This window comes from Vibrio sp. AH4, assembly GCF_030710545.1.
Classification (GTDB): domain Bacteria; phylum Pseudomonadota; class Gammaproteobacteria; order Enterobacterales; family Vibrionaceae; genus Vibrio; species Vibrio metoecus.
The window spans coordinates 104,117-117,758 of the sequence record NZ_JALAIV010000003.1 but is presented as its reverse complement, the minus strand read 5'-3'; the positions used below and the strand labels follow the sequence as shown (position 1 = coordinate 117,758).

The window sequence follows — 13,642 nt, the reverse complement described above, 5'->3', positions numbered from 1 at the left end:
CCTGTCTTTCCTTCCCCTACATTAAAAATGGCAAAACCTTAAACCCACAATACCGCGTCAAACGATACTCTGGGTTTAAGGTTCACAGCCGCCCACCCGAAGGTGAGCGACATACTCGCAGCGTAAATTACGCTTCGATTGGCTTACGCCAGTCATCCGCACCTGAAGTACCCGCGTTAACGTGGTCCCAAGTGATTTTGCGGTAAGACAGAGACACAGTTACATTCTGAGTAAAGTCAGATTTTGCTGGGTCTTGGCAGTGTGGCATTTCACAGTGGATATCGACGATAGACGCGTTTTCCAGCTTAGTAGTGAAGAAGTTTTCTTGTTTGCCCTCGATAGACGTGCGGTACCATTTCAGTTCAACGGTTTTCAGCTTCTCACCTGAAGAGAGCGCGTTGTACAGCAGAGGAACCGCTTTGTTCAGCGCCACAGTGAATTTGAATGGCTTGTGAACACGTTGGCCTGAAGGCTGACCAGATTGTGGGTCAGTCGGTACGGTCACAACGTGGTCAAACTGCTGAACCAGCATCTCATCTTCGTGGCCTTCAACGAATGAATCGCCGATAGAGTCAGCAGTACATGCGCCTGCAGTGATAAGACCCTGAGTTTGGCCTTCGATAGAGATATAACATGGAGTTGGCATGGCTATTTCCTTTCTAAAAAATCATTAAATAATGAAAGCGTTAACGCGCTAAGCGCACCGTCGCCATAGAAAGAGCAAGGTCGATGCCAACTTACTTGCCATTAAAAATCAATGTGTTATTCAATTACCTCCATCAATAAAGCAAAAAGCTGCCTGTACTTGAGCAAGATCTTGCTTGGTGGGCAAAAAGTGTCGGCGCAGTGAAAACCGATCTCTCTGAAAAATCCCACCATCGGCGATAAACAATCAACCCGCCGCAGCGGGTTGATTGTTTTATGATGAGATAACGAGAAGTCGCGTGACTTACTCCGCCATCCACTGATAAAACAGGGTCGCGAGCGGAGGAACACGCAATAACAGGGATTGATCTAAGCCTTCACTACCCACGGCTTCGCTACTGACTTCCTGCAACACAGAGTAATCGCTACCATTGTATTGCTTGGCGTCGGTATTGAGCAGCAAGCGGTAACGTCCCTCTTTGGGAACGCCTAAGCGAAATTCCTGCTGCGGAACAGGCGTGAAGTTGGTGATCACTAACACACGAGCGCCAGCTTCATCCATACGCTCATGGGCGATCACGCTGAGATCGGCATTATCTTGTAAACGCCATTCGAAACCACGCGGATCGCAATCAAGCTGATGCAGCGCAGTTTGCGATTGGTACAGATGGTTCAAATCACGCACTAGGCGCTGAACCCCAGCATGGCGTTCAAACTGAGTCAAAAACCACTGCAACTGACCATCGTGATTCCATTCGGCGGTCTGCCCTAACTCGGTGCCCATAAAGTTGAGCTTTTTACCCGGCTGACCATACATATAGCCCAAGTAGGCGCGTAAGTTAGCCGTTTGCTGCCACTCATCGCCCGGCATTTTGTACATAAGTGAGCGCTTACCATACACCACTTCATCGTGTGACAAAGAGAGCACATAGTTTTCGCTAAACGCGTAAATCAGCGGGAAAGTCAGGGTATTGTGGTGGTATTTGCGATGAACCGGATCTTCTTTAATGTACGACAAACTATCGTGCATCCAACCCATGTTCCACTTAAAACCAAACCCTAGGCCGCCCATAAAGGTCGGTGCAGAAACACCGGGGAACGCCGTCGATTCTTCAGCAATCGTCATCGCATTCGGGAAGTATTTGTACACCTCTTCGTTCATCCACTTAAAGGTGGCGATGGCGTCGTAGTTTTCGCGTCCACCGTCAACATTCGGGATCCATTGATCGTGACTGCGCGAATAATCGAGATAGAGCATCGAAGCCACCGCATCAACACGAATACCGTCGATGTGGAACATCTCAAACCAATACAGTGCGTTAGCAACTAAGAAACGGCGTACATGCTCACGACCAAGATCGTAGATGTAAGAGTTCCAGTCTTGATGCCAGCCGCGGCGCGGATCCGGATCATGGAACAGTGGCGTACCGTCAAAATTGGCCAGACCGTGAGAATCTGATGGGAAATGTGCAGGTACCCAATCAAGCACCACACCAATCCCCGCTTGGTGACACAAATCGACAAAATATTTGAAATCATCTGGCGAGCCGTAACGGCTAGTCGGTGCAAATAGACCAACCGGTTGATAGCCCCAAGAGCCATAAAACGGATGCTCCGCGACGGGCATTAGCTCAACATGGGTATAGCCCATATCAGCCAGATAAGGCACCAATTGATCGGCCAATTCACGGTAATTGAGGAACTCGCCGTTTTCACCCCGCTTCCATGAGCCGACATGCAGTTCATAGAAAGAGAGCGCTTGTTTACGCTTTTCCGTCACGGGACGCAGCTGCCATGCACTGTCTTGCCACTGATAGCTTTGATGATCGTATGTGACGGAAGCAAAAGAAGGGTATTGCTCGGCATAAAATCCCCAAGGATCGGCTTTATGCGGTAAGCCTTCTCCGTGTGGGCCTTTCAACTCAAATTTATATTGGGTGCCTTCCGGTAAGCCGGGGATAAAAATCCCCCAAATGCCGTAATCAAGGCGTTGCATCGGGTGGCGGCGGCCATCCCACTGGTTAAATGCGCCAATCAAACTGCACGCGGCAGCATGAGGAGCGTACACCAAAAAGCGCACGCCTGAGACCGCTTCACCATCGCGCTCTAAAGTGACAAATTGCGCACCCATGTGGTGATACATCTGCTTCGGTGTGTGCAGATCATCGTATTCAGCATAAATGGTGTGGTATTGGTACGGGTCATCCAGTAACTGCTCTGTACCTTCCCAATCAACAGCCAATTGGTAACGGGTAAAACGCAGGTTACGGCCATCTTTCAAAATAAAGCCGCTCTCACCTTCACGCTCTAACGTAACGCGCGGTTGCCCTTCAACCACCAACTCCACTTTATTGGCTCCCGGCATCCAGACTCGCAATGCGCCTTGTTCTGCGGGAATGTAAGGGCCTAAAAATGAAAAGGGATCAGCAAACGCAGCACGCGCCAACTGATCATAAATTTGTTGAACCTTGGATGTTTTTTTTGTGATTTTCAAACCTAACTCCTAACCTAGCTAGCGAAACATTCCCTTCCGGCTTAAAGATTTATGTCGTTTTGAATCGGTATCTTTAAGTTGTTTGGGTATAGCAGAAAGCCCGCAAACCGCGGGCAAAGCGTGTGTCCATCTTACCGGACTTCTCAAGGAGGAAAGAGTGACCAACCCTCAACTTCTTTGGGTCATAGTTAAGAAATTGGTCACTGAGTTCCTTATTGGCTGGCTTTGCTGCGCACTTCAGTCAGTCGAGCCGCAATGCGGTTCACTTCTTCGCGCGCAAAAATCTCATCCAGATTCATGGATAATTTACGTCGCCAGTTCGGGTATTCGTTCACCGTTCCCGGAATATTGACCGGCTTATCCATCTCTAGCCAATCTTCCAATTGCACACTCAGTAGCGCGGAGGAACCTGCCGCAACATGCAGTTGCAGCGCTTCGCTTAGGTAGGAATCCATCGGAACCTGCGTGGCATCGCGCCCCACTCCGGCAGGCAAATAACCGTGCCACGCCACCGAATCGAGGATGCCTTGTTTGGATTTCAGGCGATCATCAAACAAGCCTTGCAGCTGCTCTTCATCCGGATAAAGGCCAATTTCACGCCCCATTTTGAGATCATCACAGTGCCAGAAGCCGCGTAGGGTTGGCATATCGTGGGTACAGAGTGCCGCCATCGATTGCTCCGCGTAATGCGCCGGAGAAACGTAACCGCCATCTTCCTTCGAGGTTTCGAAGAAGAAGACTTTGTACGAATGCACGCCCGCATCACGCAGCAGCTCGACGATTTCATCCGGCACTGTCCCCAAATCTTCACCAATCACGCTGCACTGATGACGATGAGATTCAAGCGCCAAAATCGCCAACATATCTTTGACTGGGTAGTAAATGTACGCGCCTTTGGTGGCGTTTTCACCTTTCGGGATCCACCATAAGCGCAGCAAACCAAGCACATGGTCGATACGCAATGCGCCACAGTGCTTCATATTGGCACGCAGCAGTTTGATGTAAGCGTCATACGCCGTCGCTTGTAACACTTGCGGATTGAGTGGCGGTAAACCCCAGTTCTGCCCCAAAGGCCCCAGTACATCTGGCGGCGCACCAATGCTGACATCTTGCAGCAAGTTGCCCTGATCGGCCCACGTTTCGCTGCCAGAATCGGCCACGCCAACCGCGAGATCGCGGTACAGGCCAACGGCCATGCCTTTCTCTTCCGCTAATGATTGCGCTTCATGGATCTGCGCATCAGCGATCCACTGCAAATACATGTAGAGATGAACCTGATCTTTCTGCTCATCAATAAATTTTTGTACCGCAGCACTGTCGAAACGACGGTATTTCTCAGGGAAAACTGGCCAACCCCACACTGAAGCATCTTCCGCATGCAACTCGGCATGCAGCGCATCAAATGCCGCTTGATGCAGTAAGCTCTCACCGCCCTGTTCCACGAAATTCAAGAAAGCATGAGCACGATCAGAATGTTTATCCAGATGACGCTTTTTGAACTCAGCAAACAACAGCGGTAACACGCTCATTTTCAGCTCAGCCACTTCGCTGTAGTTCACCCAATGGGCATCACGCACTTTTTGCAGGCGCAGCTGGAACTCTGGACTCCCCACTTTTTGCTGCGCTTCGGCACTAAGTGCGAACTCAGGCACAGAGCTGACATCAATGTACAGAATGTTCAACCAACGGCGAGAGGATGGGCTGTACGGGCTTGCGCCCTCAGGGTTGGCTGGGAATAGTGCGTGAATCGGGTTTAACCCGACAAAATCGCCACCGCGCGAAGCGATATCCGCCACCAACTGTTTCAAATCGCCAAAGTCACCCATGCCCCAGTTGTGCTGAGTGCGCAGGGTATAAAGTTGAATGCTCGGTCCCCATAGCTTTTTGCCTTGTGCCAAGGCGGGTTGCTTGTAGCAAGCTTGTGGCGTAACAATCAACGTCATTTGGTAAGGTGCTTTGCGGCGCTTACGGGCAATCAATAAGGTGTGATAACCGAGCGGTAGATCATTAGGCAACGCAAACACTAATGGGCCGCCTTCAGCGCGCTCATCACGTACAATTTGTGATTGCAGATAACCTTCCAGCACCTCGCCTTGCTCGGTCTGCAAGCGCCAATCAAATTCACTTTCGCGCGCACTGACGCCGAGATAAAGCGGCACTTCAATCGCCGCACCTTGGTGCACCACGAGTACCGGATCCACCACATCTTTCTTGTGTTTTTTCTCAGCCGATTGCAGCAGGGCATCATCGCTGCTGGTGTCATAGCCAAGAGACGCCAAAAGATGACGGATTGTGTCATCTTCTACTTGAGCTTCACTGCCCCACGCGCTGACGTATCGATCGGCAATTTTTGCCATTTCAGCGACTTGTTTTAATGCATTGTCTTGATTCATCGCTCTCTCCGAAGGGACTGCTTTACCCTTCTATGTAGGGTATGTAGAAAAAGGTGAGCCAGAAAGATCTGACTCACCAAAGGGGCTTAACGCTGAACCGCGCTCAGTTTCCAAATGTTATTCACGTAATCACGGATACTGCGGTCGGAGCTGAATTTGCCCACTAACGCGGTATTGAGGATGGCTTTCTTCGCCCAGCCCGCTTGGTCACGATACTGTTTGTCGATCGCTTCATGTGCTTTCACGTAAGAGGCGAAATCCGCCAGCACCAGATATGGGTCGCCGCCATCGAGCAAGCTGTCATAGGTCGCGCGCAGTTTGCCCGCAGCACCCGGCGTAAACTCTTCGCCCACCAACAGATCCAGTGACGCTTTCAATAGCGGATCCGCATGGTAGAAATCGTATGGGTTGTAGCCACGCGCTTTCAGTGCTTCTACGCCATCCACTTCTAAGCCGAAGATGTAGATGTTGTCATCGCCCACTTCTTCGCGGATCTCCACGTTCGCACCGTCCATCGTACCTATGGTCAGCGCACCATTGAGCGCCATCTTCATGTTGCCAGTACCGGATGCTTCTTTACCTGCGGTTGAGATCTGCTCAGACACATCTGCCGCTGGAATGATGATTTCGGCCATGCTGACGCGATAATCCGGAATGAACACCACTTTCAGTTTGTTGCCGACCCGCGGATCGTTATTCACTTTTTGCGCGATCATGTTGATGGCGTAGATGATCTCTTTCGCCAAGTGGTAGCCCGGCGCTGCTTTCGCTGCGAAGAACACCACACGTGGATGCATATCAAAACTTGGGTCGTTGATTAAGCGATGGTAGAGCGACAAGATGTGCAGCATATTGAGGTGCTGACGCTTGTACTCATGCAGACGTTTGATCTGCACATCAAAGATCGCATTGGTATCGAGCTCGATGCCCATGTGATCTTTCACCCAATCGGCCAAACGCGCTTTGTTGGCTTTTTTCACTTCCATAAAGCGTTTTTGGAACGCGGCATCTTCCGCGTACTGCGCCACTTTGGTCAGTTGATCCAGTTTCGCAGGCCACTCGTGACCAATTTTCTCGGAGATGAGCGCAGACAAATCTGGGTTACAGAACTTCAACCAGCGACGCGGCGTGATACCGTTGGTCACGTTTTGGATTTTGCTCGGATAGAGCTCAACAAACTCAGGGAACAAGTCGCGCTTCACCAATTCAGAGTGCAGCGCCGCTACGCCGTTCACCGCATAAGAGCCGACCACACACAGGTTGGCCATACGCACCATGCGATGGAAACCTTCTTCGATGATCGAAAGCTTTTGCTGTTTCGCCACATCACCCGGCCATTTGGCACGCACTTGTTGCAAGAAACGGTGGTTGATCTCGTAAATGATCTCCATGTGACGTGGCAGCAAGCGTTGGATCAACGATTCGCTCCAGGTTTCCAATGCTTCTGGCAGCAGAGTATGGTTGGTGTACGCAAAAGTGTGTGAACAGATCGCCCACGCCGCTTCCCAAGACATCTGCTTTTCATCGATCAGAATGCGCATCAGCTCAGGGATCGCGATGGTTGGGTGCGTATCGTTAAGCTGAATCGTTTCGTACTTCGGCAGATCGGCCAACGCATGACCTACCGCTTCATGGCGACGCAGAATATCGCGCACCGATGCTGCACTGTGGAAATACTGCTGCATCAAACGTAGGGTTTTGCCTTTTTCGTGGTTGTCGTTTGGATACAAAACTTTGGTGATGTTGCCAGCATCGATCAACGCGTGCTGCGCTTCAAAGTAGTTACCGTTGTTGAAGCTTTCCAGTGAGAAAGGCGCGATTGCGCGACATTCCCACAAACGTAGCGGGTAAACCGTATCACTTTGGTAGCCTACTATCGGCAAATCCCACGGCATCGCTTGCACTAACATGCCCGGCACCCAGCGACGTCGCTCTTTGCCATTGTCATTGACCACTTCAACATGGCCATAGAAACCAATTTCTTGCTTCAGCTCAGGACGCGCCACTTCCCATGGGTAGCCTTCAACACCACACCATGCATCGGGGGCTTCTTTTTGGCGGCCTTCTTCGAAAGACTGTTTAAACAAACCATATTCGTAGTGCAGACCGTAGCCTACGGTTGGGAATTCTTGCGCCGCGCAAGAATCCATAAAACAAGCGGCAAGACGGCCCAAACCACCGTTACCTAATGATGGATCTCGCTCTTCTTCCAGTAGGTCAGTCAGGTTTTGGCCCAACTCTTCCATTGCTTGTGCAACGGCTTCGTACACACCCATGCTGATCAAGTTGTTGCCGGTTAAGCGGCCAATCAAAAACTCCAGCGATAGGTAGTTCAAACTTTTACTATTGAGGATGCGTTCATCCTGCTCGGTTTGCAGCAAATCAAAGGTGGTAAATTCAGCAAGGGCTCGTCCCATTGCCAAGTACCATGCACGCGCCGAAGCATGCTCTACTGTCGTAGCGTAGGTTGCGGTTAAATGGCGCTTCACGTTTTCTTGGAACGACTTCTTGTCAAACTGTTTCTGTTGAGTAGGTTTCATTGTGAACTCTCACTTTTTGGTTCTAATCCATCTGACTTCTATCCTGCCTTTACGACTTTGGCAAAACATCCTCCTACTTTTCTCATCAATTGGGAGGAGAAACTAAGGCGTAGAGACGCAGGTGTCTGGTGGTTAGTGATCTGGCTCGCATCAATTCTCTGCTCATGAACAGATAGCAGTGACTCTGATCACACCCCCCGCCGATTAACCATAGCTAGGCTTTATGAAAGTTCGGAAAACAAGAGGTTAAACATTTGTCCACTCTGCTAAATAGATCACTATAATTTCGTTTCCGTTACCCATTTTTCACTTATTTTCGTAGAGGCTGAGACAATATCCTTGCTCAGGCGCAGATTGATTAGTGACGGAAATCACAAATATAGGGCGTAGTTGTGAGCGAAACGTGAAGAACACAGAAAACTCAGTATGGATCAATAAACGCGCAGAATGACTTCAAGTAACATTCGTCCATCTGAGCGTGATATGCCTCGCGTATTCACTGCCACCCTACCCTTGGAACTGGTGTTCCAAGTTAAAAGAGCATGAAGCTCTGATTGGAATAGACGAGAGAAAGAAGATGTGGATCCCTTCGAAACTGACTCGCCCAGGACGTTTGCATAACGCCATCGTCCGTCCCCGTGTTCTGGAATTATTGCAACACGCGACTTGCTACAAACTCGTGCTGTTCCGCTCTCCAGCGGGTTATGGCAAAACCACCATGGCCGCGCAGTGGCTTGCCGATAAGCCGAATCTGGGTTGGTACAGCATTGATGACAGCGATAACGATCCGTTTCGCTTTATGAACTACCTGCTGCAAGCGATTAATAAAGCAACCCATAACGCCTGCCCCAATGCGCAAAAATTGGCAGAGAAGCGTCAGTTTTCGTCATTGCATTCGCTGTTTAGTGAAGTGTTTGCCGAGATGGCCGACTACCACGGCGAATGCTATGTGGTGCTGGATGATTACCATCTGATCAGCGATGAAACCATTCACGAAGCGATGCGCTTTTTCTTAAAACACATGCCCGATAACTTAACGCTGGTGGTAACCAGTCGTGCAACGCCACCTTTGGGTACGGCTAACTTGCGCGTGCGTGATTTAATGATTGAGATCGGCAATGAGCTTTTGGCTTTCGATACCGAAGAGACAACACGCTTTTTCAACCAACGGGTTTCCGATGGGATTGATGCACTGACCGCCCATCACCTACGCGATTATGTGGAAGGTTGGCCTTCGGCCATGCAGCTTATCGCCCTGCAAGCCCAGCATCAGCACCGCACACTCGCTCAAACCATTGAATCGGTTTCGCACTTTAATCATGCGCATCTTTGGGACTATCTGGTCGAAGAAGTGTTTGATCTGCTTGATGATGAAACTCGCTATTTCTTGATGCAGTGTTCGGTACTCGACCATTTTGACGATGCCTTGGTGAGCAGTTTAACTGGGCGTGACGATGCCTTGGCGATGATTGAATCTCTCAACCGCTTTGGCTTATTTATCTCGCCGCTGGAGGGGGAAACCAACTGGTATCGCTTTCATAATCTGTTTGCCGAATTTTTAGCGCATCAACGCCAAGCCCGCATTCCACAGCAAGAGCAAGATTTACAACGCGCTGCCGCCAAAGCATGGTTGGAAGCGGCAACGCCTCACCAAGCGCTGCGTCATGCGCGTTTGGCGCAAGATAGCGAGCTGCTGGCGAGCATTTTGAGCCAGTTTGGATGGAAGATGTTTAACCAAGGCGAGCTTGAAGTGTTGGAAGCGGCAATCAATCAGCTGACTCCCGCTCAACTGTATCGCGAACCTAAATTATGCATGTTGCAAGCGTGGTTGGCACAAAGTCAGCATCGCTATAACGATGTGGGTGCGTTGCTTGCCAAAGCGGCGCAGGAGATGCAGGCACTGAATGTTGAGCTCTCCACCAAAGAACAAGGGGAATTTAACGCGCTACGTGCGCAAGTTGCGATTAACCAAAACGAGCCAGAAAAAGCGCTGGAACTCGCCGAATTGGCTTTAAGTCAACTTGACCACACCACGTATCGTAGCCGCATAGTGGCGACCTCTGTCGTCGGTGAAGTCAATCACGTGTTAGGGCATCTCAGCCGTGCACTCTCAATGATGCAACAAACCGAGAAACTGGCGCGCCAATATCAGGTGTATCACCAAGCCTTATGGGCATTACTGCAACAGAGCGAAATTTTACTGGCGCAAGGCTATGTACAAGCGGCTTACGAGGTGCAGGATAACGCGTTTAAATTGATTGAAGAGCAGCAACTGCATCAAGTCCCCCTGCATGAATTTTTGCTGCGAATTCGCGCGCAAATTTTATGGTGTTGGAATCGCTTGGATGAAGCCGAACAAGCCGCTTATAAGGGGCTGAGTGTGCTAGAAAACCATTCGCAAAGTAAACACCTGCACTGTTATTCGATGCTAGCCAGAATCACCATCGGCCGCGGCGAATTGGATAAAGCCGGACGCTTCATAGAGCAGATCCAGCACCTGCTTAAGCAATCGACTTACCATGTGGATTGGACAGCGAACGCTTCACTCTCCCTACTACTCTATTGGCAAGCCAAAGAGAACAGCACCGAAATCCGCCAGTGGCTGCAATCCAGCATTCGCCCCGAGGAAGCGTGTAACCACTTCCTTCAACTGCAGTGGCGCAATATTGCCCGCGCGCAAATCCAATTGGGTGAACTGAATGAGGCGCGTGCGACTCTAGAATTTATTCAGGAGCAAGCGCAGAAATATCAGTTAGTCACTGATACCAACCGTAACTTGATTGTGGAAGCACTGCTGGCTATCACAACAGGCGATGACCAACAAGCTAGCGACAAGTTAAAACAAGCACTGCGCCTAACCAACCAAACGGGCATGATTGGTAACTTCCTGATCGATGGGGGCAAAATTGGCCACTTGCTCGAAAAACTGGTGCACAAAGGTGAGCTAGGGGATTTGGAGCGTCATCGCGCCCATCTGCTGCTCAAAGAGATCTCGACCACTCAACGCAGCCGCTCAATCCACTTTGACGAAGAGTTTGTCGAAAAGCTGGTCAATCATCCAAATATTCCAGAACTGGTGCGCACCAGCCCGCTCACGCAGCGTGAATGGCAAGTGCTTGGGCTTATCTACTCTGGTTTCAGCAATGAGCAAATTGCCCATGAATTGGATGTGGCAGGAACCACGATTAAAACCCACATACGGAATCTGTATCAAAAGCTCAATATCGCCAATCGTAAAGAAGCCGTGCAAACCGCCGAGCAGTTATTGCAATTAATGGGCTATTAACATTGCCTATCCCAAATGTAAAAGAGCCAGCGTTTGCTGGCTCTTTTTATTTCAATTCTTTACCGAATTTAGAATGGCTTAGGTGCAAACCCAGTCATCACTTCGACACGCAATGCTTTACCAATTTTGGTGGTAGGGTGTACGAGTACCAAGCCTTTTACCGACTTTTTCAGCTTACCCAAATCCGCTTGCTCAAGTTTCGTGATTTCGCGTGAGAAAGGCATATCAGCAATGGTTTTACGCATTTTATTCAGATCGTAATCTTGCTTGCCTTTCACACTATTCAAACGCTTGGTGAGCGTTTCTAATTCGTCGGTAAACTTGCTGACCATCTCTGAATCGGCGCGACTTTTTGCGGCATCCAACTTACGACGGCAAGTATCGATGCGATTGTTGAGTTGTTGAATATCGGATTTAAGGTTCATGATTGTCGCTCTATCGAACAGAAAGGGCGCAGAGTATAGCACGGCAAATGGGCGAATACCCAAACAACTTCCAATTGTTGACCACACAAGCTCTGCTTTTGAACTAGGCTTAGTAAGAAAGCTCCCATCGACACTACTCTGTGAGTCACTACTATGAGCCTAACTATTCGACAACGCCTATACATCCTTTCCTTGGTGCCTTTACTCACCATAGCGGTAAGTATGATGTACTTTAGCTTCAGCGAAACTCGCCAACTCAGCCAAGAGCAAATGCACAATACCCGTGAAGCCATGATGGAAATGAAGCAAGCCGAGCTGAAATCCTATTTGCAAATCGCGGACACCGCACTCACCCCACTCAAAGCCCGCCAAGCCTCACTAGAAGAAGCCCTCACTGTATTGCGTGAAATTCAGTTTGGGCAAAGCGGCTATATCTTTGGTTACGATTCAAAAGGGACTCGTCTATTGCTGGGAAAATCCACTAATGGGTTGGGCGATAACTTTATGAATATGCAAGATACGCAGGGGAACTACCTGATCCGAGATTTGATTAAAAATGCCAAGCTCGATCAATTCACCACTTACTACTTTCCGAAACCGGGTGAGCAAACGCCGTTACCCAAGTTGAGTTATTCGGTCTACATTCCGATGTGGGATCTCACCATCGGTACTGGCTTTTATACCGATGACGTGGATGCCGAAATTGCTGCAATGGAAGCTCGGGCAGAAGAACAACTGCAACAAGGCCTCTACACGATTGCCAGTATTACGTTGGTGATTGTTGTTCTGGTCAGTGTGATGGCAATTTTGATCAACCGTAGCATCATGCACCCGCTTGAACTGTTTGATCGCTCCATCAACTCCTTTGCCAGTGGAGATGCCGATCTCACCGCGCGAATGGAGCGTTTCAGTGTCCCCGAATTTTCGAAATTGAGTCAAAACTTCAACCGTTTTGTTGAGAGCTTGCAAAATATCATTAAGCGAGTCAATCAGGTTGGGCAGCAAGTTGTTGAAGAGACTAACGCCATGAGTCAACGTGCTGAACAGGTAGATCATTTGGCTTCCAACCAACGGGAAGAAACCGAGCAAGTGGCAACGGCGATGACTGAAATGACCACCACTGCACAAGAAATTTCCAACAACGCTAATAACGCCGCTCAGTCCGCTAGAGATGCGGAAGACAACGCAACCGATGTACATAAAATCGTGAATGCCGCGGCGCGTTCCGTTCAGTCATTAGCCGAAGAAGTCGCGGATGCGAGCAACGTCATTGGTAAACTGGAAGGCGATGTGAATAACATCACCTCGTCATTGGCAGTGATTCAAGATATCGCGGAACAGACGAACCTACTTGCACTCAACGCCGCGATAGAGGCGGCTCGCGCAGGAGAACAAGGCCGTGGTTTTGCCGTTGTCGCCGACGAAGTTCGTAAACTTGCCAGCCGAACCCAAGAGAGTACGCAAGAAATTCATACCATGATCCAGCAGTTAAAATCTGGTTCAGACGCGGCAGTCAAAGCCATGGAATCAAGCCAACAACGCAGTATTTCCACGGTACGTGAAGCGAACGCTGCCGCAGAAGCACTGCAAAAAATCCAAACCTCGATCGGAACCATTATGGATATGAACGCCTTAATTGCGACCGCCACCGAGGAACAAAGCATCGTAGGACAAGAAATTTCACAACGTATTGTGGTGATTTCTGATCAAAGTAGCGAATCAGCATCTCTGGCAAACCAAAATCGCCAAGGTAGCCAGGCCTTGAATGGACGTGCTCATGAACTGTATGAGTTGGTAGCACGCTTTAAGGTGTGAGTTGTTTACAGTGTAAATTGCACCGCTATACAACGGATAAACTC

The 13,642-nt window shown here is 49.6% G+C and carries 7 protein-coding genes; 2 read left to right on the top strand and 5 right to left on the bottom strand.

The window, feature by feature from the left end:
- Positions 1-127: 127 nt before the first annotated feature.
- From hcp-2 to MKA69_RS13690, 4 genes are all read right to left on the bottom strand, one after another.
- Positions 128-646: a type VI secretion system effector Hcp-2 gene (gene hcp-2, locus MKA69_RS13705; RefSeq protein WP_029628351.1), complete on the bottom strand. Its 519-nt coding sequence runs from the start codon at positions 644-646 to the stop codon at positions 128-130.
- A 303-nt stretch (positions 647-949) separates the two neighbouring features.
- Positions 950-3,139, bottom strand: coding sequence for a 1,4-alpha-glucan branching protein GlgB (glgB, locus tag MKA69_RS13700; protein WP_305848292.1), 2,190 nt, complete (start codon positions 3,137-3,139; stop codon positions 950-952).
- A gap of 212 nt (positions 3,140-3,351) precedes the next feature.
- On the bottom strand, positions 3,352-5,532 hold the full coding sequence (gene malQ, locus MKA69_RS13695) for a 4-alpha-glucanotransferase (RefSeq protein ID WP_055027272.1): 2,181 nt from the start codon (positions 5,530-5,532) through the stop codon (positions 3,352-3,354).
- Positions 5,533-5,618: 86 nt separating this feature from the next.
- Positions 5,619-8,072, bottom strand: coding sequence for a glycogen/starch/alpha-glucan phosphorylase (locus tag MKA69_RS13690; RefSeq protein WP_055030069.1), 2,454 nt, complete (start codon positions 8,070-8,072; stop codon positions 5,619-5,621).
- 577 nt (positions 8,073-8,649) lie between these two features.
- On the opposite strand from MKA69_RS13690, the gene malT reads away from it, so the two are divergent.
- Entirely contained in the window at positions 8,650-11,358 is a 2,709-nt protein-coding gene (gene malT, locus MKA69_RS13685) for an HTH-type transcriptional regulator MalT (protein WP_055030070.1), read from the top strand.
- 68 nt (positions 11,359-11,426) lie between these two features.
- On the opposite strand, the gene MKA69_RS13680 is transcribed toward malT, so the two are convergent.
- Positions 11,427-11,783 (bottom strand): YibL family ribosome-associated protein, encoded by a 357-nt coding sequence (locus tag MKA69_RS13680; RefSeq protein WP_001050158.1) that lies wholly within the window; start codon positions 11,781-11,783, stop codon positions 11,427-11,429.
- A gap of 153 nt (positions 11,784-11,936) precedes the next feature.
- Between MKA69_RS13680 and MKA69_RS13675 the strand changes: the two genes are divergently transcribed.
- Complete coding sequence (locus MKA69_RS13675) at positions 11,937-13,598, top strand: methyl-accepting chemotaxis protein (RefSeq protein ID WP_055033840.1); 1,662 nt, start codon at positions 11,937-11,939, stop codon at positions 13,596-13,598.
- Positions 13,599-13,642 lie beyond the last annotated feature (44 nt).

Bases quoted from the DNA above. Each gene is read 5' to 3' on its own strand.
- MKA69_RS13680 (WP_001050158.1), bottom strand. From the start codon at position 11,783: ATGAACCTTAAATCCGATATTCAACAACTCAACAATCGCATCGATACT.
- malT (WP_055030070.1), top strand. From the start codon at position 8,650: ATGTGGATCCCTTCGAAACTGACTCGCCCAGGACGTTTGCATAACGCC.
- MKA69_RS13675 (WP_055033840.1), top strand. From the start codon at position 11,937: ATGAGCCTAACTATTCGACAACGCCTATACATCCTTTCCTTGGTGCCT.
- hcp-2 (WP_029628351.1), bottom strand. From the start codon at position 646: ATGCCAACTCCATGTTATATCTCTATCGAAGGCCAAACTCAGGGTCTT.
- malQ (WP_055027272.1), bottom strand. From the start codon at position 5,532: ATGAATCAAGACAATGCATTAAAACAAGTCGCTGAAATGGCAAAAATT.
- MKA69_RS13690 (WP_055030069.1), bottom strand. From the start codon at position 8,072: ATGAAACCTACTCAACAGAAACAGTTTGACAAGAAGTCGTTCCAAGAA.